Source organism: Ferrovibrio terrae (assembly GCF_943371255.1).
Lineage (GTDB): Bacteria > Pseudomonadota > Alphaproteobacteria > Ferrovibrionales > Ferrovibrionaceae > Ferrovibrio > Ferrovibrio terrae_B.
Map to the genome: position 1 here is coordinate 1 of NZ_CALRUC010000037.1, position 22,324 is coordinate 22,324.

24 protein-coding genes are annotated in these 22,324 nt (G+C 63.5%); 13 read left to right on the forward strand and 11 right to left on the reverse strand.

Features of this window, described 5'->3' with window-relative positions:
* The 6 genes from AAG799_RS10025 to AAG799_RS10050 all read right to left on the reverse strand — a co-directional run.
* Positions 1-485: ATP-binding cassette domain-containing protein (locus AAG799_RS10025; protein WP_341895690.1), on the reverse strand; the 485-nt coding region annotated here is incomplete at its 3' end.
* Positions 482-1,477 (reverse strand): ABC transporter ATP-binding protein, encoded by a 996-nt coding sequence (locus AAG799_RS10030; protein WP_341895691.1) that lies wholly within the window; start codon positions 1,475-1,477, stop codon positions 482-484. The genes AAG799_RS10030 and AAG799_RS10025, both read right to left, overlap by 4 nt.
* A 6-nt stretch (positions 1,478-1,483) precedes the next feature.
* The gene (locus AAG799_RS10035; RefSeq protein WP_341895692.1) at positions 1,484-2,413 is read right to left on the reverse strand and encodes an ABC transporter permease; all 930 of its coding nucleotides are present in this window, start codon (positions 2,411-2,413) and stop codon (positions 1,484-1,486) included.
* Positions 2,410-3,384, reverse strand: coding sequence for an ABC transporter permease (locus AAG799_RS10040; protein WP_341895693.1), 975 nt, complete (start codon positions 3,382-3,384; stop codon positions 2,410-2,412). Before AAG799_RS10040 ends, AAG799_RS10035 begins: the two co-directional genes overlap by 4 nt.
* Positions 3,385-3,699: 315 nt before the next feature.
* A complete protein-coding gene (locus tag AAG799_RS10045) occupies positions 3,700-4,335 on the reverse strand; it encodes a cell cycle transcriptional regulator TrcR (protein ID WP_341895694.1) in 636 nt (211 codons plus the stop codon).
* Positions 4,336-4,462: 127 nt separating this feature from the next.
* Positions 4,463-5,458, reverse strand: a complete 996-nt coding sequence (locus AAG799_RS10050) for an NAD(P)H-quinone oxidoreductase (protein ID WP_341895695.1) — start codon at positions 5,456-5,458, stop codon at positions 4,463-4,465.
* A gap of 126 nt (positions 5,459-5,584) precedes the next feature.
* On the opposite strand from AAG799_RS10050, the gene AAG799_RS10055 reads away from it, so the two are divergent.
* Complete coding sequence (locus tag AAG799_RS10055) at positions 5,585-5,761, forward strand: DUF1192 domain-containing protein (protein WP_341895696.1); 177 nt, start codon at positions 5,585-5,587, stop codon at positions 5,759-5,761.
* Here AAG799_RS10055 and AAG799_RS10060 read toward each other — a convergent pair.
* Complete coding sequence (locus AAG799_RS10060; protein ID WP_341895697.1) at positions 5,751-6,200, reverse strand: hypothetical protein; 450 nt, start codon at positions 6,198-6,200, stop codon at positions 5,751-5,753. The genes AAG799_RS10055 and AAG799_RS10060 overlap by 11 nt on opposite strands.
* A 77-nt stretch (positions 6,201-6,277) precedes the next feature.
* Positions 6,278-6,937, reverse strand: coding sequence for a TetR/AcrR family transcriptional regulator (locus AAG799_RS10065; protein WP_341895698.1), 660 nt, complete (start codon positions 6,935-6,937; stop codon positions 6,278-6,280).
* A gap of 300 nt (positions 6,938-7,237) precedes the next feature.
* Here AAG799_RS10065 and AAG799_RS10070 point away from each other — a divergent pair, with 300 nt between their 5' ends.
* The 8 genes from AAG799_RS10070 (at position 7,238) to AAG799_RS10105 (ending at position 15,018) form a co-directional block, all read left to right on the forward strand.
* Positions 7,238-8,551, forward strand: a complete 1,314-nt coding sequence (locus AAG799_RS10070) for an O-acetylhomoserine aminocarboxypropyltransferase (RefSeq protein WP_341895699.1) — start codon at positions 7,238-7,240, stop codon at positions 8,549-8,551.
* Between the two features lie 18 nt (positions 8,552-8,569).
* A complete protein-coding gene (locus AAG799_RS10075) occupies positions 8,570-9,364 on the forward strand; it encodes an alpha/beta hydrolase (protein WP_341895700.1) in 795 nt (264 codons plus the stop codon).
* A gap of 3 nt (positions 9,365-9,367) precedes the next feature.
* Positions 9,368-10,033, forward strand: coding sequence for a thiamine phosphate synthase (thiE, locus tag AAG799_RS10080; protein ID WP_341895701.1), 666 nt, complete (start codon positions 9,368-9,370; stop codon positions 10,031-10,033).
* 43 nt (positions 10,034-10,076) lie between these two features.
* Positions 10,077-10,865 (forward strand): inositol monophosphatase family protein, encoded by a 789-nt coding sequence (locus tag AAG799_RS10085; protein WP_341895702.1) that lies wholly within the window; start codon positions 10,077-10,079, stop codon positions 10,863-10,865.
* A gap of 237 nt (positions 10,866-11,102) precedes the next feature.
* Complete coding sequence (locus AAG799_RS10090) at positions 11,103-12,074, forward strand: OmpA family protein (RefSeq protein WP_341895724.1); 972 nt, start codon at positions 11,103-11,105, stop codon at positions 12,072-12,074.
* A gap of 237 nt (positions 12,075-12,311) precedes the next feature.
* Positions 12,312-13,457 (forward strand): flagellar motor protein MotA, encoded by a 1,146-nt coding sequence (locus tag AAG799_RS10095; protein WP_341895703.1) that lies wholly within the window; start codon positions 12,312-12,314, stop codon positions 13,455-13,457.
* 5 nt (positions 13,458-13,462) lie between these two features.
* Positions 13,463-14,539, forward strand: a complete 1,077-nt coding sequence (locus tag AAG799_RS10100; protein WP_341895704.1) for a peptidoglycan -binding protein — start codon at positions 13,463-13,465, stop codon at positions 14,537-14,539.
* Positions 14,540-14,541: 2 nt separating this feature from the next.
* Positions 14,542-15,018: a DUF3574 domain-containing protein gene (locus AAG799_RS10105; protein WP_341895705.1), complete on the forward strand. Its 477-nt coding sequence runs from the start codon at positions 14,542-14,544 to the stop codon at positions 15,016-15,018.
* On the opposite strand, the gene AAG799_RS10110 is transcribed toward AAG799_RS10105, so the two are convergent.
* Positions 15,015-16,145: an SMP-30/gluconolactonase/LRE family protein gene (locus AAG799_RS10110; protein ID WP_341895706.1), complete on the reverse strand. Its 1,131-nt coding sequence runs from the start codon at positions 16,143-16,145 to the stop codon at positions 15,015-15,017. The two genes, AAG799_RS10105 and AAG799_RS10110, sit on opposite strands and share 4 nt — an antisense overlap.
* Entirely contained in the window at positions 16,135-17,943 is a 1,809-nt protein-coding gene (locus tag AAG799_RS10115; protein ID WP_341895707.1) for an ABC transporter transmembrane domain-containing protein, read from the reverse strand. Before AAG799_RS10115 ends, AAG799_RS10110 begins: the two co-directional genes overlap by 11 nt.
* A gap of 316 nt (positions 17,944-18,259) precedes the next feature.
* On the opposite strand from AAG799_RS10115, the gene AAG799_RS10120 reads away from it, so the two are divergent.
* From AAG799_RS10120 to AAG799_RS10135, 4 genes are all read left to right on the forward strand, one after another.
* Positions 18,260-19,558 (forward strand): trypsin-like peptidase domain-containing protein, encoded by a 1,299-nt coding sequence (locus tag AAG799_RS10120; protein ID WP_341895708.1) that lies wholly within the window; start codon positions 18,260-18,262, stop codon positions 19,556-19,558.
* 160 nt (positions 19,559-19,718) lie between these two features.
* Complete coding sequence (gene rpmE / locus AAG799_RS10125) at positions 19,719-19,946, forward strand: 50S ribosomal protein L31 (RefSeq protein ID WP_290814714.1); 228 nt, start codon at positions 19,719-19,721, stop codon at positions 19,944-19,946.
* 216 nt (positions 19,947-20,162) lie between these two features.
* The gene (locus tag AAG799_RS10130) at positions 20,163-20,429 is read left to right on the forward strand and encodes a hypothetical protein (RefSeq protein WP_341895709.1); all 267 of its coding nucleotides are present in this window, start codon (positions 20,163-20,165) and stop codon (positions 20,427-20,429) included.
* 249 nt (positions 20,430-20,678) lie between these two features.
* Positions 20,679-21,158, forward strand: coding sequence for an Hsp20 family protein (locus tag AAG799_RS10135; protein WP_341895710.1), 480 nt, complete (start codon positions 20,679-20,681; stop codon positions 21,156-21,158).
* Between the two features lie 71 nt (positions 21,159-21,229).
* On the opposite strand, the gene AAG799_RS10140 is transcribed toward AAG799_RS10135, so the two are convergent.
* Positions 21,230-22,261 carry a class I fructose-bisphosphate aldolase gene (locus tag AAG799_RS10140; protein ID WP_341895711.1) on the reverse strand — a complete coding sequence of 344 codons (1,032 nt, stop codon included), beginning with the start codon at positions 22,259-22,261 and terminating at the stop codon, positions 21,230-21,232.
* Positions 22,262-22,324 lie beyond the last annotated feature (63 nt).

Below are 22,324 nucleotides of genomic sequence, written 5' to 3' on the forward strand. Positions count from 1 at the left end.
GGATAGCGTTTGCGATAGCGCGGGTCGAGGCCGACCTGCAGCATGATCTTCTCGACATAGGCGCCCATCTCGCTGCGCTTGATCAGGCCATGCGCCACCGGCGCCTCGCCGATGATCTCTTCCACCCGCATGCGCGGATTGAGCGAGGCGTAGGGATCCTGGAAGATCATCTGCACGCCCAGCTGATAGGCGCGCTGTTCCGCGCTGCTGCGGTCGGCGACGGTCTTGCCGTGATACTGGATGGTGCCGTCGCTGGCTTCCATGATGCCGGCGACGATGCGGCCCAGCGTGGACTTGCCGCAGCCGCTTTCGCCCACCAGGCCGACCACTTCACCTTCCTGGATCGTCAGGTCGACATGGTTGACGGCATGGACGGCGCGTTCCTTCAGACCGGCACCGAATAGGTTGGCGATCATGGCAGCGATATCCAGGCGCCAGACAAAGCGCTTGGAAATGCCCTTGAGTTCGAGAATGGGGGCGGTCACGCGACAACCTCCGCCGGGCTCAGCGGCTTGGCATCAAAGGGATGGTGGCAGCGGGCGCTGTGGCCCGGATCGAGTTCGGCCAGTTCTGGCATGGTATCGCAGAGCGCATCGGCGCGGCCGCAGCGGGCCTTGAAACGGCAGCCCGGCGGCAGGTTCAGCGGTGCCGGCGCCATGCCGGGAATCTGGAACAATCGCTTGCCGCGCGGCATCGCGCCGGGCACCGAACCGATCAGGCCGCGGGTATAGGGATGCTGCGGCCGTTCGATCACCGTGGCGATGGCACCGGTTTCGACGATCTTGCCGGCATACATCACCATGATGCGGTCGGCCAGGCCGGCCACCACGGAGAGGTCATGGGTGATCCAGATCAGCGCCGTGCCGGTATCGCGGCAGAGCTTGCGCATCTCGTAGAGAATCTGGCCCTGGATGGTGACGTCCAGCGCCGTGGTCGGTTCGTCGGCGATGATCAGGTCAGGTTTGTGCAGCAGCGCCGTGGCGATTGCGATGCGTTGCCGCATGCCGCCCGAGAACTGGTGCGGATAGGATTTCAGTCGGTCTTCGGGTGCTGCGATGCCGACCGACTGCAGCGTCTCGATGCAGCGGGCGCGGGCGGCAGCTTCACTGACCTTCTCATGCGCCTGTACGGTCTCGATCATCTGGGTATCGACGCGCAGAACCGGGTTCAGCGTCATCATCGGATCCTGGAAGATCATCGCGATGCGCGCGCCGCGCAAGCTGCGCAGGCGATCCGGGCTGGCCGTGGTGAGTTCCTCACCCTTGAACTTGACGCTGCCGGCGGCAATACGGCCGGGCGGATCGATCAGGCCAAGGATGGAGAAGCCGGTGATCGATTTGCCCGAACCGGACTCACCCACCAGGCCGAGGATTTCCCCTGCCTCGACGGAAAAGCTGACGCCATCGACGGCGCGCACGATGCCGTCGCGGGTCGGGAACTGGGTCTCGAGATTGTCGACCTGGAGCGTTGCGGTCATGGAGCTTCAGCGCTTGAGGCGAGGATTGAGGACGTCGCGCAGCTGGTCGCCGACCAGGTTGATGGCGATGATGACGATTGTCAGGATCAGACCGGGGAACAGCGAGATCCAGTAGACGCCGCTAAGCAGATAGTCGAAGCCGTTCGAGATCAGCATGCCCAGCGATGGTTCGGTGACCGGAACGCCCAGGCCCAGGAAGCTCAACGTTGCTTCCAGCGTGATGGCGCGCGCGATGTTGATGGTGGCAATCACGATCAGCGGCGGCATGCAGTTGGGCAGCAGATGCTTCAGCAGCATGCGCGCGCGGCTGATGCCGAGGCAGCGTGCGGCTTCGATATATTCCTTGTTGCGTTCCACCAGCGCAGCCCCGTGGGCGGCGCGGGCGAAATAGGCCCATTGCACGGCGATCAGCGCCACGATCACCTTGTCGACGCCATTGCCCAGCACGGCGAGCAGGATCAGCGCGATCAGGATGGCGGGGAAGGACAGCTGGATATCGACCACGCGCATGATCAGCGCATCGATCTTGCCACCGCTATAGGCGGCCAGCAGGCCGGCCACGGCGCCGATACCCAGTGCTGCCACCACCGAAACGACGCCGACCATCAGGCTGATGCGCAGGCCATAGAGCATGGCGCTCAGCATGTCGCGGCCCTGGCCGTCGCTGCCGAGCAGGAAGACGAAGCCTTCGCCCGACATTTCGCCCGGCGGCTGACGCGCATCCATGATGTCGAGGATGGCGAGATCGTAGGGATTCTGCGGCGAGATATAGGGTGCCACCAGGGACGCACCGAGCATCAGCACCAGCAGAACCAGACCGAGGAGGGCCAGTTTGCTTTCGGCGAATTCGGCGACGATGCGCTTCCAGGGTGCCTCGGTCTTGGCCAGTGGCGCACCGGTTGTGATGGCAACGGGTGTTGCGGCGGTCTGGCTCATTTCGCCTCTCCCAGCCGCACGCGCGGATCGAGCACCGAATACAGGATGTCGACGATCAGGCTGATGATGACCAGCAGGAACACCACCACGATCAGATAGGCGACCACCACGGGGCGATCGAGATGCACGATGGAATCGATCAGCAGCTTGCCCATGCCGGGCCAGGAAAAGATCGTCTCGGTGATGACGGCAAAGGCGATCAGGCTGCCCAGTTCCAGACCGGTGACAGTGGTGATCGGCACCATGATGTTCTTCAGGATATGCACGCCGATGACGCGGCGTTCGCTCAGGCCCTTGGCGCGGGCGAATTTCACGTAATCCATCAGCATCACCTCGCGCGCGGTGGCGCGCGCCAGGCGGATGATCAGGGCGCATTTCGATAGGCCGAGCGTCAGCGCCGGCAGGGCTAGGTATTTCCAGCCGGCAGCCGACAGGAAGCTGACATGGATGCCGAGGATTTCCATTGTCGGGCCGCGGCCCGAAGCCGGCAGCCAGCCGAGCTGCACGGCAAAAACCATGATCAGCATCAGGCCGACCCAGAAATTCGGCAGCGAGAAGCCAAGCACCGAACCGGCCATGATGGCGCGTGCCGCCACGGTTTCATGGCGCAGGCCGGCATAGAGACCGAGCGGCACGCCGATCACAACCGACAGGAACGTGGCGATCAGTGCCAGCTCCAGCGTCGCCGGCATGCGCTCGAGGATCAGGTTGATGGCAGGCTGGCCGAAGACGAAGGATTTGCCGAATTCGCCCTTCAGTGCAGACAGCACGAAGGCGAGATACTGCTCCCACATCGGCCGGTCGAGGCCCAGTGCCTTGGCGATGGCTTCGCGGTCAAGCTCGGTCGCTTCCGGACTGACCAGAATCGCCAGCGGATCACCGATCATGTAGATGCCGACAAACACCAGCACCGACATGACTGCCATGACCAATGCCGCCTGCATCAGGCGTCTGATAATAAAAACGAGCATGACTTAGAGACGCCCCGACACCCTGTTTCGCCGGTGCCAATTCATGGTCATTCCGCCGGCTTCTCTGACCCAGCCTATACCGGAATCCACATGCACTGCCTAGGTTTTCTTACAGAATGACTTGATAACGCGCCGACATGGTTTCCATGTGCCGCCGGCAGTCACAGCGCGTGTTGTTGGCGCTGCGCGGTTGCGTGCATTGACTGAACCAGTGCTGCGATTGGTTCGCAGACATGGCGGCCCTGCAACGAGAAGCGCCGCCGGTGATGTAACCGGCGGCGCTGTCAGTTCAGTCCGAATGAGGAAGCCGCAGCGTCAGCTTTCGCTGTTGCCCGGGGCTTCAGTTGCTGCCGCCTCGGCAGGCGCTTCGGCCGTCTTGTCGCGGACCTGGATGCGGGCTTCGCGGGCATCACGCTTTTCTTTGTTCTGCTTGCGCTTGGCGGCCAGCAGCAGCACGCGGTCGAGTTCCATCTGGCTGCAGATACCGAGATAGACCGGATCGCGCGGCTTGATGTTGGCGTGATTGGGATGGGTGTGGTTCTTCACGCGATCAATGGTCGCCTTGGTGGTGCCGAGCAGCTTCTGGATCTGTGCGGTCTGCACTTCCGGATGATACTTCAGCAGCCAGGCGATGGCATCGGGACGATCCTGGCGCTTGGACACCGGGGTGTATTTCGCACCCTTGGTCTTCTGGCGCTGCAGCGGCACGGTCGGCGCCAGCAGCTTGAGGTCGCCGCTCGGATCCTTTTCGCAGCGTTCGATCTCGCCCGGACCGAGCTGGCCATTGGCGACCGGATCGAGGCCGACGATACCAATCGCCACCTCGCCATCGGCGATGCCCTTCACTTCCAGCACATGCAGGCCGCAGAAGCGGGCAATCTGGTCGAAGGTCAGCTTGGTATTGTCGATCAGCCACACGGCAGTGGCTTTCGGCATCAACGGCAATGCCATGGGTAAAATCCTTCTCAGGCGGCCGGCCGCGGTCAGCGGCCGCCCGCGGGGGCGAAATCGCGCGACAATATAGTGCAATGGTTCGGGGGTGCAACCACCCCGGGGGTGCTAAGTTATTGTTTTTATGTCAGATCGTTAGCAAAACTTTGCCGACATGGTCGCCATGGTCGATCCGGACATGGGCCTGGGCAGCCTCCGCCAGCGGAAAGCGGCTGTCGATGATGGCTTTCAGCCGGCCATCGGCAAAAGCCGGCCAGACCCTGGCCTCCAGCGCGCGGGCAATGTCGCCCTTGAAGGCGATGGGACGCGGCCGCAGCGTCGAGCCGGTCACCGTCAGCCGCTTGCGCATCAGCAGGCTCAGATCGCCCTCGCCCTTGGGGCCGCCCTGCACGGCAATGATCACCAGCCGGCCTTCCTCAGCCAGGCTCTTGATGTTGGGCGCGAAGTATTTGCCGCCCACCATGTCGAGAACGACATCGACACCCTTGCCATCGGTGAGTTCAGCGATGCGGGCGGCGAAATCCTCGGTCTTGTAGTTGATCGCCTTTTCAGCACCGAGGCTTTCGCAGAAGCGGCATTTCTCATCCGTGCCGGCGGTCGCGAAGATACGCTTGGCGCCGAGCAGCCTGGCCAGCTGGATCGCGGCGACGCCGATGCCCGATGCGCCACCATGGATCAGGATGCTTTCCCCGGCCTTCAGCTGGCCACGATCGGCGATGTTGCTCCACACGGTGAACCAGTTCTCCGGCAGGGCCGCGGCTTCCGCCATGTCGAGCCCGCTTGGCACCGGCAGGCATTGCTCGCCCGGCGCCACGCAATAGGTGGCATAGCCACCGCCGGCCACCAGCGCGCAAACCTTGTCGCCAATTTTCCAGCGCTGCACGCCGTCTCCGAGGGCAACGATTTCGCCGGCCACTTCCAGGCCCGGATAATCGGGTGCGCCGGGCGGCGGCGGATACATGCCGCTGCGCTGCAGAACATCGGGGCGGTTCACGCCGGCAGCCAGCACCTTGATCAGAACTTCGCCGGCCGCCGGCTGCACCAGTGGCCGTTCGCCGGGTTTCAGCACCTCGGGGCCACCGGGCTGGCTGATCTCGATCACCGTCATGGTCTGGGGCAGCATCGTTGGCTCTCCGCAAAAGGACTGCCAGTGATCTAATCGGACCCGGTGTCCACGGCAAGCCGGCAAGTTTTGCTTTATCGGATATTCCGCGTTTAGTATGCGGCAAGCAAAACCGGGGAGGCCGGGATGGATTGGGACGAAGCCGAGCGGCGCAAACCCGCGCTACCGAAATTCGAGACGATGTCGATTGAAGACCTCGAGGACCGCATCCTCGCGCTCGAAGCCGAGATTGCCACCATCCGCGGCGTCATCAAGGCCAAGCAGGCCGCGCGCGGCTCCGCCGACAGCTTCTTCAAGAAATAGGCATCTCCGGCGCGCGGATATGCGCCGGCACCAGATCGTCGATCGCCGCATCCGTTCCTCGCAGCGCGACGCGGCAGACCGTGATGCCCGGTTCGGCCTGACTCTGCAGCACGATGAACTGCCCGCCGGCGGCGCGCGCCACCGCGCGGTCGTATTCCATCATGCGCCAGCAGGCCTGGGTGCGGCCGCTGCCGCGCAGGGGGCAGGGGGTCTCGATCCGGGCCAGCACGGTGTCGGCCGTGACGGCCTCGACCGGTACCTGTTTCGGGCTGGGGAAACCCTGCTGCCAGGCCCGGCCCAGGGCGGGCAGATCGGCGGCCGGGCCGATACCTTTGCGGCGGATGGCCAAAGCGGCCAGGGCGCGGGACCAGGCGAAACTGGCCGGCTGCAGGATTGGCCAGCGCGCCAGCAGGGCGGAGATGGCGAGAAGTCCCGCCACGCTTCGGCGAATTAAGATTTTCTGGATCGGCGTCATGAAACAGACATATGACAAATTTTGTCATATGTCAAAACCGTTCAGCGTGCCCGAACAGTTCTCAGGATCATGTCGATGGCGGCAACAGCCCGGTCGCGCCAGACGGATTTATCCAGCTCGGTGGCGAGCCGGGGATCGTGGAAGCGGGCCATCAGGTCATCAATGGTCACTGCCAGCTTCTCGGCTGGGTCGCCCCGGAAGGCGCCGGCGGCACTGCCCTCGGCCAGCAGGCCGGCCAGATGGCGGCGGACATGGCTGCGATGCTGCCGGGGCAGGGAGCCCAGATTGCGGGTGACCTCGTCCAGCACTTCGACCAGACACGGGTCCGACAGGTAACGCCTTGTATTTTCTGCATCCATGAGCAGGAACGCCTGCAGGCGGGCGGCCGGGCTGCGGCCATGGTCGCGGGCGATCGCGGCCAGGCGGGTCTCGTCCTCGGCCAGCCAGCGGGTCGCCAGAGCAGCCACAATGGCACGCTTGTTCTGGTAATGCCGGTAAACGGCGGTGCGGGCGATGCCGGCCTCGGCCGCGATATCCTCGATGCGGCAGCGCTTGCCGCCCAGGCGCCGGAAGCAGGCCAGGGCTGCATCCAGCAGCCGGTCCTGCACGGGCCCCGCCAGGGCCTCGGCGGCGTCCTGCGGCTCGCTTTGTGACACGACGGCCATTTTTGTCATGACCAGACCATACAGGAGGATCGCCACTTCACGAAATCTTAAGTGCGGCCGGTGATACTGGGTTCGTTACAGATTTCGATTTAGTCCGGTCATAGTTTCCTCCCTGTTGGTTTTGACCTTCAGGCCGCCGGGTCGCTCCGGCGGCCTTTTTTTGTGTCTGAATCGACCGGTTTCCTCTGCTTGACTGATCCGGGTACGGCGTGGATTAATCGCTACAGTTTCGAGATTGAGGCAAGATTGTCGGGTCGCCCCGTCCGCCAGGATGAGGCGGCCCGCTTTTTTGTCTGCTACCCATAAAGCCTTGAGAAAATTGTCCGGGAGGGCGCCATGCTGGAACCCAAATTCTTCCGCTTCGACACGTTGAGCCTGCATGCAGGCCAGCAGCCCGATCCGGCAACCGGCGCGCGCGCCGTGCCGATCTACCAGACCACCTCCTATGTCTTCCGCGATGCCGATCATGCGGCGGCGCTGTTCAACCTTGAACGTGGCGGCCACATCTATTCGCGCATCTCCAATCCCACCGTCGCGGTACTGGAAGAACGCCTGGCGGCACTCGAAGGCGGCGTTGGTGCCGTGTGCACGGCCTCGGGGCAGGCGGCATTGCATCTGGCGATTGCAACCCTGATGGGGCAGGGCGGTCATATCGTCGCCTCGCGCAACATCTATGGCGGCAGCTACAACATTCTCGTTCACACGCTGCCGCGCTTTGGCATCACCACCACCTTTGTCGATCCGCGCGACCATGCAGCATGGAAGGCGGCGATCAAGCCGGAAACCCGCCTGGTGTTCGGCGAGATTCTCGGCAATCCGGGCCTCGAAGTGCTGGACGTGCCGGCGGTGGCGAAGATCGCCCATGATGCCGGCCTGCCGCTGATGCTCGATTGCACCTTCGCCACGCCGTATCTGTTCCGGGGCTTCGAGCATGGCGCCGATCTGGTCATGCATTCGGCCACCAAATTCCTTGGTGGTCATGGCGTTGCCATCGGCGGCGCGCTGATCGATTCCGGCCGCTTCGACTGGGAGGCTTCAGGCAAGTTCCCGACCCTGACAGAGCCTTACGCGGGCTATCACGGGCTCGACTTCGCGGAGGAATTCGGCCCCGCCGCCTTCATCATGCGGGCGCGGGCCGAAGGCCTGCGCGATTTCGGCGCCTGCATGTCACCCACCAATGCCTTCCATCTGCTGCAGGGCGTCGAGACACTCCCCTTGCGCATGGCGCGCCATGTCGAGAACAGCCGCAAGGTGGTGGCTTTCCTGAAAAGCCATCCGGCAGTCGCCTGGGTCTCGTATCCGGAACTGGAAGAGCATCCCGATCATGTGCTGGCGAAGACGCTGCTGCCGAAGGGCTGTGGGGCGGTGTTCAGCTTTGGCGTCAAGGGTGGTCGTGAAGCCGGCCGCGTGCTGATCGAGGCGCTGCAGGTGTTTTCGCATCTCGCCAATGTCGGCGATGCCAAGTCGCTGGTGATTCATCCGGCCAGCACCACGCATCAGCAGATGAGCGCCACTGAGCTGAAGGCCGCCGGTATTGGCGAGGAGCTGGTGCGGTTGTCCGTGGGCCTGGAAGACAGCCAGGATCTGATCGACGATCTGAACCAGGCCCTGCGCGCGGCGCAGAAGGCCATCAAGGCTGCAGCAGAGTAAGGGCGGGGAAACGAAGCGATGTGGCTTGATGTAACGGGCAAAAAGATTTTTGCGGCCACTGGCGGCAAGGCTTTCGATGCGGCGAAACCAACCGTGGTGTTCATTCACGGTAATGCCTGCGACCATACCAGTTGGGCGATGCAGACGCGTTGGTTTGCCTATCATGGCTATTCGGTGCTCGCGGTTGACCTGCCGGGCAATGGTCGCTCCGAGGGTCCGATGCTGGAGAGCGTTGAGGCTTTCGCCGACTGGATGCCGCTGCTGCTGGATGCCGCCGGCGTGCGGCAGGCGGCGCTGGTCGGCCATTCGATGGGTGCGCTGATCGCGCTGGAAACCGCAGTCCGGCATCCGTCGCGTGTGCAGAAGATTTCACTGTTGGGCTTTGCTTTCCCGATGGCTGTTAATCCCGAGCTGCAGGCGCTGGCCGATAGTGGCGCCTATACGGTCGTCGAACTGATGAATGACTGGATGATCGCGAAAAAGAACCAGATCGGCAGCAACCGTGTGCCTGGATCGCATCTGCTCAACGGCAGCATCCGCCTGATCGACCGGGCGCCACGCAACTGCCTGGCGCTTGGCTTCCGCCTGTGCAATGCCTATCAGAACGGCAAGCAGGCGGTGGCGGCTGTCGCCGCGCCGGTGCAGATCATTGCCGGCGAGCGCGACCAGATGACACCCTTGCGCGCCGCACGCGGCTGGGCCAAAGAGTTCAAGGATGGCCGCATCGACGTGTTGCCGGGCTGCGGCCATATGATGATGGGCGAACGTCCCGATGAGACGCTGGATGCGCTCAAAATTTTCATTGCTGGATAAAAGATGGCCAAAGACCCTGTCAAAGCAGAACAGCGCCTGTATCTGATCACGCCGCCGGTCATCGAGCCGGTCGTGTTCGCCGAGGAGCTGAAGAAGGCGCTTGGCGCCGGCGATGTCGCCTGCCTGCAACTGCGCCTGAAAGACGGCGAGCAGTCGGCATCGGACAATACCTTCCGGCGTGCAACCGAAGCCCTGCTGCCGATCTGCCACGACCATGATGTGGCATTGCTGATCAACGACCGGCCGGATCTGGCCATCAAGTTCGGTGCCGATGGCGTGCATGTCGGCCAGGAGGATGCGCCCTATGAGGAGGCCCGCCGCATCCTGGGGCCAGACCGCATCGTTGGCGTCACCTGCCATGACTCCCGCCACCTGGCGATGGAGGCTGCCGAGGCTGGTGCCGATTACGTCGCCTTTGGCGCCTTTTTTGCCACCGACACGAAACAGCCCAAGACCAGGGCAGAACCGGACCTGATCGCCTGGTGGGCAGACCTGATGGAAGTGCCCTGTGTGGCCATCGGGGGGATAACGGTCGAGAATTGCCCTGTTCTGATCGAGGCGGGGGCCGACTTTCTGGCGGTTTCTGCCGGCGTCTGGCGCCATCCCGAAGGCCCGGCCGAGGCGGTAAAAGCCTTTAATGCGGCAATTGCCAAGCACGGGCGGCGCTGATAGGTTCCGCCGCCTTTCCAAAAAACGAGCAAATCCGTCCCCCATGGCCCTGCGATCCGCCTTGATCAATGCGATGGCAAACGCAGCGCGTAAAGCGCAGCGCAGCCTGATCCGCGACTTCAACGAGGTCGAGCACCTGCAGGTCTCGAAGAAGGGCCCGGCTGACTTCGTCTCTGCCGCCGACCGCAAAGCCGAGAAGGTTCTGCAGCAGGAGCTGTCCAAGCTGCGTCCGGATTTCGGCTTCGTGATGGAAGAGGGTGGCCGGATCGAAGCCAAGGACGGCAAGAGCTACTGGATCATCGATCCGCTGGATGGCACGACGAATTTCCTGCATGGCATTCCGCATTTCGCCATTTCGGTCGGCGTGCAGCGTGAAGGCGAGCTGGTTGCCGGCATCGTACTGGATGTGGTGCGCGACGAGCTGTTCTGGGCCGAGAAGGGCGTTGGCGCCTATGTCAACGAGCGCCGCATCCGTGTCTCCGCCCGTCGCAAGCTGCCGGAAGCGGTATTCGGCACCGGCATTCCCTTCCATGGCAAACCGGGCCATCAGCCCTTCGTGAAGGAAATGACCACGGTGATGGCCGAGGTCGCCGGCATCCGCCGTCTCGGTGCCGCTGCGCTCGATCTGGCCTATGTGGCCGCCGGGCGCTTTGACGGCTTCTGGGAAACCGGCCTGCAGCCCTGGGATATTTCGGCCGGCATCGTATTGGTGCGCGAGGCTGGTGGCACGGTCACTGATCTGGCCGGTGGCGACCAGATGATGGAGACCGGCGGGATCATTGCAGCCAATGATGTGCTGCATGCGCCATTGAGCAAGCTGCTCAAGGCCTGATCCCCCGCAGACCTGATCCTGCAGGCCCGTTTGCGGGCTTGATCCTCCGTACAAGTGATTGATTTCCTGCTCCCGGCACCAGCTTGCCGGGTTGTCGCAGTCCGCTGCCTCCGCTATCGTTCGCCACATATTTTCGGGGTAGGGGGACTTTTTCCGATGGCCAGGCCGCTTTCGCTTTCGCTTTCGCTTGTCGCCCTTTCGCTGGCATGCGGTCTTGCTGGCGGCTTTGCTGTGTGCATGCCACGCCCGGCGCTGGCCCAGAATTACATCGGCAGTGGCAACATCACCTTCAATCCGCAGGCCCTGGATCAGCTGAGCGCTGGCCGCGGCCTGTCCGCTCCGGCTCCTTCGACACAGGCTCCGCTGCTGGGAGCCACCGGCAAGCCCAGCAAGGCGGTGAAAAAGCAACGTGTGCTGCCGTTGGCCAGCCAGGCAGTCACGGATGGCCCGCAGCCGCTGGTTGGCGAGACTGGCAAATCTTCGGCCATCAAGCTGAAGCCGCCGCGTGCCTCCACAGCGACCCGCAAGGCCTCAGCCACGCCCGCCGCGCCCAAGAGTGATGCTGCTGCGGCTCCCGTTGCCGCTGCCCCGGCCCCCGTTCAAGCCGCCCCGGTTCAGCCGGCCCCTGCCGCGCCGCCGGTGGCTGTGGCCCCCGCGCCGATGCCCGCACCGGTTCCAGGCACGCCGATGGCTGTTGCGCCTGCCCCCCAGACCTCTGCCCCGGTGGCTGCCGCGCCGGCGCCCGCACCGGCCCCGGCCGCTCCTCCGGCCCCGGTTGCCACGCCGGCGCCCGCCCCCATCGCGCCGGTGACGACCCCGGCGCCTGCGACCACGCCTGCTCAGCAGATGGCGACCGCACCCGCTGCACCGCGCCCAGTGCCGGCCCCGGCCGCCCAGGGCGGTGTGGTGACCGTATCCTTCCCCGGTGGGCAGGGTGAATTGCCGAGCGCCGATCTCGCGGCGCTGGATGGCCTGGCCAAGCAATATGCCAGTGGCGAGGACCGCCTGCAGATTCGTGCCTATGCCTCCAGCACGGTGGCGGATGGCGGCAGCGGCGCCCGCCGTCTGTCGCTGACCCGCGCGCTTGCGGTGCGGCAGTATCTGATTGACAAGGGTATTCGCTCCACCCGTATCGACGTGCGCGCGCTTGGTGCGCCCACCGATGGCAGCGCCGCAGACCGCGTCGAGATCGCCCCGGTTGGCCGCTAGTTGACCGGTTCCGGCCGTCTAGACAGGAGCCCGGATTCCGGATTGTCGCATATCTGTGGTTGATCCGGCTTGCTGCCATGGGCGATCATCAGCCGTCCGCTCCTTGATTCGTACTATGTTTCTCAAGCGGTTGCCGCTCGCGCAGCCAGTCTGCGGCAGTTCACGAGCAAGCCTGCCGGTTGGCGCCGTGAAATTGCCGTATTCGCTCCGTAACGCAGAAGCGGAAGGATGGATTGAATGACCAAGCCTGGCCGTTTCCTGTTGCGCATGGTGCTGTTCCTGGCCGCCGTTGGCGTCGTCATCGCCGTGCTGCATACCACCCTGCTGCGCGCCTATATGGCCAATGTGGCGCTCAACAGCCTGATCGGCGCGATCCTGCTGATCGGCATCCTCTATACATTCCGCCAGGTCTGGGAAATTGGCCGCGAGGCCAACTGGGTTGAAGCCTGGCAGCGTGCCCAGCGCAGCGGCGGCAGCAATATCGGCGAGCCGTCGAACCTGCTCGCGCCGCTGGCCCGCATGCTCGCCAATCGCGGCCCGCGCGGCTCGCTGCATGCCACGGCGACGCGTGCCTTGCTGGACTCGGTGGGTTCGCGCCTGGATGAAGGCCGCGAGATTTCGCGCTATTTCATCGGCCTGATGGTGTTTCTCGGCCTGCTCGGCACCTTCTGGGGCCTGCTGGAAACCATCAATGGCGTCAGCGACACGATCAATGGCCTGTCGCTGGGCGCCACCGAAGACATCAATGTGTTGTTCAACAAGCTGAAGGGTGGTCTTGAAACCCCGCTGACGGGTATGGGCCTGGCCTTCTCGGCCTCGATGATGGGCCTTGCCGGTTCGCTGATCCTGGGCTTCCTCGATCTGCAAGCAGGCCAGGCGCAGAACCGCTTCTACAACGATCTGGAAGAATGGCTGGCTGGCTTCACCCGTGTCGGCGGCGGCGCCGTGGCAGAAGGCGACCAGTCGGTGCCGGCCTATGTGCAGGCCCTGCTGGAGCAGACCGCGGACAGTCTCGATAACCTGCAGCGCACCATGGCACGCAGCGAAGACAGCCGCGGCCAGACCGGTGCCGCGCTGCTGCAGCTCAATGAAAAGCTTAGCCTGCTCACCGAGCAGATGCGTGCCGAGCAGGGATTGCTGCTGAAGCTGACCGAGCATCAGATCGACATGAAGCCGATCATGGCCAAGCTGGCGCAGGGCGCCGATGGCGGCAACTTCGACACCGTCAGCCGGGGCCATCTGCGCAACATCGATATCCTGCTGACCCGCATGCTCGACGATGCCGCGCAGGGCCGCGCCAAGCTGGTGGATGACATGCGCGCCGAGATCAAGCTGCTGTCGCGCACCATCGCGGCGTCTGCCGACACCCAGCGCCGGAGCTAGGCGCCATGGCGCTGGGCCGCAGTCACAGGCGCAACGATCACCAGAGCGCCGGCCCGTGGCCGGGCTATGTCGATGTGCTCTCCACATTGCTCATGGTCATCGTCTTCGTGCTGGCGGTGTTCATGCTGGTGCAGTTCTTCCTCGCCAATGCGATTTCCGGCCGTGACAAGGCGATCGAAGGGCTGCGCAGCGAACTGGCCGGGCTGGTCGACCAACTCTCGCTGGAAAAACGCAACAACGCGCAGCTCAGGTTCGACCTCACCAACATGCAGGCCACGCTCAGCGGTGCCACGGCCGAACGTGATCAGCTTGCCGCCGTGCTGGCCGACAGCCAGGCCCGGGCCGACGATGCCGAAAAACGGCTGGCTGAGCAGCAGCAGATCCTGGTCGACCTGCAGGGCAAGCTGGTGTCCAGCAGCGGCCAGCTGGAACAGGAGAAACGGCTGACGAGCGAGGCGCGCAGCCAGGTCGATCTGTTGAACCGGCAGATTCTGGCGCTGCGTGAGCAACTGGGCCAGATCGAGCGGATTCTCAAAGAAAGCGAAGAGAAGGATAAGACCAACCAGGCACAGGTCAGCGATCTGGGGCGCCGGTTGAATGCGGCGTTGGCCCGCAAGGTCGATGAACTCACCAATTATCGCTCTGAATTCTTCGGTCGCTTGCGTCAGGCGCTGGGCAACCGTCGCGATATCCAGGTGGTGGGTGATCGCTTCGTCTTCCAGTCCGAAGTGCTGTTCGATTCCGCGTCGGCCGAACTGAAGCCTGAAGGCCGCGAACAGATCGGCAAGCTGGCCAAGACGCTGATCGAAATCAGCAGCAAGATTCCCAAGGAGCTGCCCTGGGTGCTGCGCGTCGATGGCCATACCGACAAACTGCCAATCAACACCGCGCAGTTCCCGTCGAACTGGGAGCTGTCGTCGGCGCGCGCCATCTCGGTAGTAAAGTTCCTTGCCAGCCAGGGCGTACCGGTCGAACGCCTGGCCGCTACCGGCTTTGGCGAATTCCAGCCGCTGGATGCGCGCGAAGATCAGACGGCGTTTCGCCGCAACCGGCGCATCGAACTGAAGCTCACCGAGCGATAGCCATGTTCGAGGAAGCGTTTCTCAAAGTCGGCGAGCGCCTTGGAGCGCTGCAGGCCAAGGTGGTGGTTGCCCTGATGGGCGGCGCGCTGACGCTGGCCGTCCTGGTAGCCGCCGGGGTGTATGTCTGGCTGCATCCCGTGATGCACTGCCGGCAGCAGAGTGCGCTGTTGTTCTTCGGCACGGCGGTGCGTAAGGGCGAGCATGTCCGCCATGTCGATGGCAACGAGTGGAAGGGCTTTGTCGAGTCGGCGATCGTGCCGCGGCTGCCCGATGGCTTCACCGTTCTGGAGGGACAGGGCTTCTATCGTTCGGTCGTTGATGGCAATGCCATGCAGGAAGGCACCTATATCCTGATGGTGGCCCATCGCAACGATGGCGATATCAATGCCCGGCTTGCCTCCATCGTCGAGGACTACAAGACGCGCTTCAATCAGGAAAGCGTGCTGCGCCTCGATCAGTGCGGCGCCTACCGCTTTTAGTTTTCGATTTCCCGCAGCTTGGCTTCATCGAGCTGGCAGTCCAGCACGGTGGGCTGGAACACCGCACCGACCAGCAGGCGGCCCTGGTGCTGAACGCCGACGCTGGCACCCGACAGCATATCGCCTGGATCGCTGAAAGCTTCCGAAGTCTGTATCGCACCACGTGCATTGCGGCTGAGCCGCAGGATCATGCTGGGGCTTTCCTTCTCGGCATTCATGGCGTGGCCGATGAAGGCGAAGGCATTGGCATGGGCGGCGACCCAGAGCTCGCCATTGGCATCGCGGCGGATATTGTCGGCACCGCCGGGTAACGCCAGGCTGCCGCTGCGCAGCAGCATGCCGCTGGTGGCTTCGCGCGTATAGGCCATGATCATGCGCCACTGGGTGGAGCCGACCAGCACGGTGCCGCCATCGGCACTGATTTCAATGCCGTTGGCGAAGGCGATATTGTCGGCCACCACACGGGCACCGCGGCCATCGTGATAGACGACGGTGGAGCGCGCCAGCTGCAGCAGGTTTTCCACCATATGCATCCAGCCGGGGCCGGAGCCACGGTCATTGGTCAGGTAGAAGGATTCGGGGCCGGCGGCGGCAATGCCATTGGGATGCACGAACAGATCGCTGGACACGCTGCCACGATGGCGCAGGACCGGAACGCTGCCCGCATCCTGCTGCACGGCGAAGATCTCCACCGTGTGACGGTCGCTGCTGCGATGATTGATGACATGCAGGAAACTCTGGCCATCGGGCGCAGTGAACAGGCTCAGGCCATGCGGATGCAGCACCATGCTGGCCGGTGTTTCCAGCCGGGTGAATGTGCCCGGGCGGCTGCTCAGATCGTAGAAATACAATCCGCCCGGCGCGGTGCGATCGCGGCGATCCTGACTGGAGACGATGGCGCCGGGCAGCAGGCCCGGCCCATCGGGCAGCACGGCCATGTCCTCGGGGCCGGGCGGCGCAGGCACCGCCACGCACTGCCCTGCGGTGAAGGCCTCCACGCTGCGATAGGCGCCGCCCAGCCAGATCGTGTAGCCGACATAGACGATGATGCCGACCACGGCAAAGCGCCACCAGAATCGCATCAGCCGGCCGGGCAGCGGCCTGTCGGCGCGGCGCTTACGCGGCATCGGCCGCCGATCCCGTCATGAACTGCAGCCGGGCGAGGCGGGCGTAAAGCCCGTCTTCGGCGATCAGGCTGTCGTGGCGGCCCGCGGCGACGATGCGGCCCTGATCCATCACCACGATGCGGTCGGCCTTCTGCACGGTGGCGAGGCGATGGGCGATCACAAGCGTGGTGCGGCCCTGCATCAGCCGCTCCAGCGCGGTCTGCACCTTGCGCTCGGATTCCGCATCCAGCGACGAGGTCGCCTCGTCCAGCAACAGTACCGGCGGATCGCGCAGCAGGGCACGTGCAATGGCGATACGCTGGCGCTGGCCGCCAGATAGCCGCACGCCGCGCTCACCCAGATAGGTGTCGTAGCCCTGCGGCAGTGCCTGGATGAAGCCGCGCGCGGCGGCGGCTTCGGCGGCGGCATGCACGTCGGCGTCGGTGGCTTCGGGGCGGCCATAGCGGATATTCTCGGCCACCGTGGCGCCAAAGATGACCGGCTCCTGCGCCACCAGACCGATATGCTGGCGCAGGGCCACCGGATCGAGCTGGGTGATGTCACAGCCATCGAAGCGGATATGGCCCGAGTCCGGGTCGTAGAAGCGCAACAGCAGCTGGAACAGGGTGGTCTTGCCCGCGCCGGACGGACCAACGATGGCGACCGTTTCGCCGGCGGCGATGTCGAGGCTCAAGCCATCCAGTGCCGCGGTCAGCGGGCGCGCCGGATAATGGAAGCGCACGGCATCGAACTGCAGCCGGCCGGCCGGTTGGGCCGGCAGCTCAAGCGGCGTGGCCGGTGCGCGGATGGTGGGCTCGGTGGCGAGCAGCTGCATCAGGCGTTCGGCGGCACCGGCGGCGCGCTGTACATCGCCCCAGGTTTCCGACAGGGCGCCGACTGATGAAGCTCCGACCACGGCATAAAAGACGAAGGCGCTCAGCTCGCCGGCCGACATTGCGCCGGCAAACACCGCCTTGCCGCCGATCCACATCACCGCATTCACCGCGCCGAACACCAGCAGCATCACCAGCGCGGTAAGCCAGGCGCGGGCGCGGATGCGGCGCACGGCAGTACCAAAGGCCGCTTCTGCATGGCCACCAAAGCGGGTCGCCTCACGGGCCTCGTAGGTATAGGCCTGTACCGTGGTGATGGCATTCAGCGTCTCACCAGCCTGGGCCGCGAGGTCGGCAATGCGGTCCTGGCTTTCACGCGAGAGTTTGCGCAGGCGGCGGCCGAGAATGATGATCGGCAGAACCACCAGCGGAATCACCAGTGCCACCAGCATGGTCAGGTCGGGCGAGGTGATGATCAGCAGGCCGGCGCTGCCGATGAACAGCAGGATGTTGCGCAGCGCCACTGAAATCGAAGATCCCACCAGGGTCTGGATCAGTTCGGTATCGGTGGTCAGTCGCGACAGCACCTCGCCGCTGCGTGTCGCCTCGAAAAAGGTCGGGCTGAGTTTGAGAACATGGGCATAGACAGCGCGGCGGATATCGGCGACGACGCGTTCGCCCAGCCAGGTGACGCAATAAAAGCGCGCGAAGGTTCCGGCAGCCAGGATGACGACAACGCCGAACAGGGCACCGAAATAGAGATCCAGATAGGCGCCATTGCCATGGCCGAAGCCGACATCGATGACGCGGCGGATCGCCTGGCCGATCATCAGCATCGCACCCGAGGTGACGATCAGGGCGATGGCGGCGCCCACCGCCATCCAGCGGTACGGGGCGACAAAGCGAAACACAGGCTTCAGCGCCGACAAAGGCGGGTGCTTGGGCTCGGCGGCAGATTGGGTGGACGCGGATGTGGCGGACGGCATTGCTTTGTCTTGTTGAAATCCCCGGTGGTTATACCCACCGCCACCCCCCGCCACAACGCGACAGGGTCTGGCGCGTGCTCACAATCACACGCGGGCTACGATACTAGATCGCATGCAAGTGTATGATCTTTATTCAACCCCTTAAATTTCACTTTATGTTCTCTTTTCTCCATTATAGATATTTATTTCCACTCCTTACTCCTCTCATGAGGGTCACATGACTACTGGCCGATTGCATTGGGCTGCTCTTTGGCTGCCGCTTCTCGGAGCGGCCTGTGTCGGGCCCGTCGAGCCGCCACCCATTGCCGCAAAGTCCGTGCAATTGGCCGACGGCCAGACCGTCAGTCCTGGCACTGTGACGGGCCTGGATGCCCGCACGATCGAGTTGACCCGGGTGCAGATCGATATCCCGCGCGGTCGCGAGATCGGTCGTCTGCAAGGCCAGTTCGGCAACAAGTGCCTCGGAGCCAAGACCGGGCCGATCTATCAGGAGCGTCCGCGCATTCAGGAACGCAGCAATGAGTGGAGCGACACCTTCTATCGAGTCATGAACGGCCATGGCTATAAGGTCGCCGGCGATCCGAGCCAGATGTTCGAAACCCAGCAGCGTCAAGAGGGCGACCTGCAGTTTGGGGTCACTATTAGCGAGATGCAGATTCAGGTGCATGCAGTCTGCGATTTCCTCTCGGAGCGTGCTGTTGGCATGCGTGGAAATGCGCGCGTCATAGCGGAATGGCAGGTTTTCGATCCAGTCCGTCGGCAGGTGATCCTGCGACAGCGCAGCGAAGGACGCTTCGACGCGCCGCAGACGATTGCGCTGGATGGCAATCTTGCGCTGCAGCTGGCATTTGCCGATGCGGTCAATCAATTGGCGGCACTGCCGGAATTGCATAAGACGATGGCGGAACGTGCGCCGTTACCGAAACCCGGATCGCCGGGTATCAGCGATGGGCAGACGCGTCTGCCATTGCGACGCGTGGCCCTTTCACAGCAGCCAATCGACAGCCAGATCGACCGCCTGCGCAGCGCCACCGTATTGATCGAGGTTGGAGCGGGAGGGCATGGGTCGGGTTTTCTGGTGTCCGAAGATGGCCTGATGATGACCAACCGGCATGTCGTCGGCGGCCAGCGCTTCGTGCGTGTGCGTCTGGTCTCCGGGCGAACAGTGGTTGGCGAGGTGTTGCGCCAGAATGAACTGCGTGATGTCGCGCTCGTCAAACTGGAGGGCAGTGGCTATCCCGTTATCCCGATCCGCGAAACACCGGTGCGGGTGACCGAAGATGTTTATGCCATCGGCGCGCCGCAGCTGAAGCAGCTGGCCTGGACCGTTACACGCGGCGTGGTCAGTGCCTGGCGGCCGGCGCGGTTGCCCAGCCAGCCTTTCGACCTGATCCAGGCCGATGTTGCAATTCACCCGGGCAACAGCGGTGGGCCGCTGCTCGACAAGCAGGGTAATCTGGTTGGCATAGCGGTCTCTGGCCTGTCCAAGGGGGATAGCGGCAATATGAGCCTGAACAATTTCATTCCGATTCTGGACGGCCTGGAGAAGCTGGGACTGGATCTGGTCGATCCGGCCGAATTTGAACGGCGCCGCAGGCTGGCCGCCAGCCAGTAGTTAAATATATGATTCAAATTGATTTTCTGGCGCTGCCCGGTTCGGGCTTGCGGGGGTAGGCGCTTCTGGCTATAACGCCGGGCGATTTAGAAATGCGGCTTCCCCCCGACCATCATGCCGATGATCGTCATGAGTTGCGGGCCGGCCCAGGAGAACCGTCATGAAGACCGATATCCATCCCGATTATCACGAGATCAAGGTGCAGATGACGGACGGTACCGTCTACACCACCCGTTCGACCTGGGGTAAGCCCGGCGACACCATGATGCTCGACATCGACTCGACCTCGCACCCGGCCTGGACCGGTGGTCCGGCGCGTCTGAACGAGGCCGGTGGTCAGGTCGCCAAGTTCAAGAAGCGCTTCGGCAGCTTCGGTCTGAAGAAGTAAGACCCGGCCAATTAGGCCGTAGTCGGATTGTTGCCGGAGCCTCAGCTCCGGATAAAGGGCGGCCGGGTTACCCGAGCCGCCCTTTTAATTGCCGGCGCATAGCTACGCTTGGCTGATTCCGTCTTCTCAGCGCACACGGCCACGTTTCATTAACCACACCGGGATTACCAGTGGGGCTGATCCGGCGCGATCCGGCGCAACGGGAACAGCGCAGCCATGGCCCAAGTCTATCAATCCGCTTCCATCAAGCTGGCTGACGAGATCATCACGGTGATCTACGTGTCCTACTCTGCCATTGCCACCGATGAGATGGCGGCACGCTCGCTGGCGGCGATGAAGCCATTGTTCAAGAATTCGACGCTGGTTCTGGCCGCCCAGGGTGTCAACCTGGCGCCGGAATTCATCGGCCCGAAACATGTGGTCGATTTTCTGCGCGGCCGGGCCCTGCATGATTTCAAGTGGTATCCGATCTCGATCGGCTGACCGCGGGGGCGGATCGCCGCCCGCCCGCCCTGGCTTTCCCGCATCTTCTGAAAAATCACCGCGCCTGTTTTTCACCCCCTTGAAGCGACCGGGGCAGCTTCCTAACTGACTGCCGTACCGGATGCTCAGAGTGAGGTTCGGTCTCAACGGCGGCCCGGCGTTTCGCGGGAAATGTTTCCTGCCATTCGTGGCGGACAGCATCTCATGCCAGGCTGCGCAAACGACTCATCGCTTGAAGGAGGATGACTCATGCGTGCTTTCGATCTTTCCCCCCTGCTGCGTTCCAGCGTCGGTTTCGATCATGTGAACCGGCTGTTCGAGCTGGCCAATCGCGTCGATGAGACGACCGCCAGCTATCCCCCCTATAACATCGAGAAGCGCGGCGAAGACGCCTATCGCATCACCATGGCGGTGGCCGGTTTCAGCGAAGCCGAACTCGACATCACGGTGAAGGAAAACAGCCTGATCGTGACCGGCAAGGCCGCTGAACAGACGGCCGAACAGGGCGAGGCGGTGTCCTACCTGCACCGTGGCATCGCGCGCCGCGCTTTCGAACGTCGATTCGAACTGGCCGATACCGTGAAGGTGGTCGGTGCCGAACTGAAGGACGGCCTGCTGCATATCGCGCTCAAGCGCGAGATTCCCGAGGCCAAGAAGCCGCGCCAGATTCAGATCAATACGCTCACCAATGGTGGCGCGGTGATCGAGGCGCAGCCCAAAGCTGCCTAATCAGGCTACACAATGAAAAACGGCCCCGGTAGCAATACCGGGGCCGTTCGTGCTTTGGCGACGAAGGTCGCTTACGCGGCCTTGAATTCGCTTTCCAGCTTGGCTTCGTACTTACCCAGCGCGGCCAGGCCATTTAGGCGGGCGCGGTGCAGATAGCCCTTCTGTGCATTCGCCACATTGGCGGCCTTGCCACCCCACAGCTTCAGTGGCAGGGCCTGCAGGGCGCGGCCATAGGAGAAAGTCAGCGCCCAGGGCAGGTTCGGATGGCGGGCATTCATGGCGCCGAGATGGGCCGATGCCAGCTCGTCCGATTGGCCACCCGAGAGGAAGGCGATGCCCGGCACGGCCGCGGGCACGCAGCGCTTCAGCACCTGCACAGTGGCATCCGCCACTTCATCAATGCTGGCGACCGTTTTGCAACTTTCGCCCTGGATCACCATGCCCGGCTTCAGGATGATGCCTTCCAGCTGAACGTTATGCAGCGCCAGCATCTCGAACACGGTATGCAGGGTGCGTTCGGTCGCAGCGAAGCTGGTGGCCAGATCATGGTCGCCATCCATCAGGATTTCCGGCTCGACGATCGGCACGATGTTGTTGGCCTGACAGATGCCGGCATAGCGCGCGAGCGCTTCGGCATTGGCAACCAGCGCCTGACGGCTCGGCTTGCCATTGGCAATGTTCAGCACCGCGCGCCACTTGGCGAAACGGGCACCAAGCTGATGGTATTCAGCCATGCGCTTGCCCAGGCCGTCGAGGCCTTCGGTGATCTTCTCGCCATCCGAACCCGGCAGGGTCTGCACGCCCTTGTCGACCTTGATGCCCGGGATGATGCCGCGCTTGTTCAGGATATCGACCAGCGGCGTGCCATCCTTGGCTTTCTGGCGCAGCGTCTCGTCATACAGGATCACGCCGGAGATATATTTCTCGGCACCCTCGGCCGTGAACAGCATCTCGCGATAGTCGCGGCGGGTTTCTTCCGTCGAGGTCACGTTGATGCTGGAGAGGCGCTTTTCGATCGTGCTGGTGCTTTCGTCGGCGGCGAGGATGCCCTTGCCTGGCGCAACCATGCCCTGCGCAATCTTGTTCAGTTCCTTGAGGTTCATTGTCAGCTCCCGATACGTCTTCAGTCAGGTTCGTTAAAACGAAAAACCCGGCCCTGTTTTCCC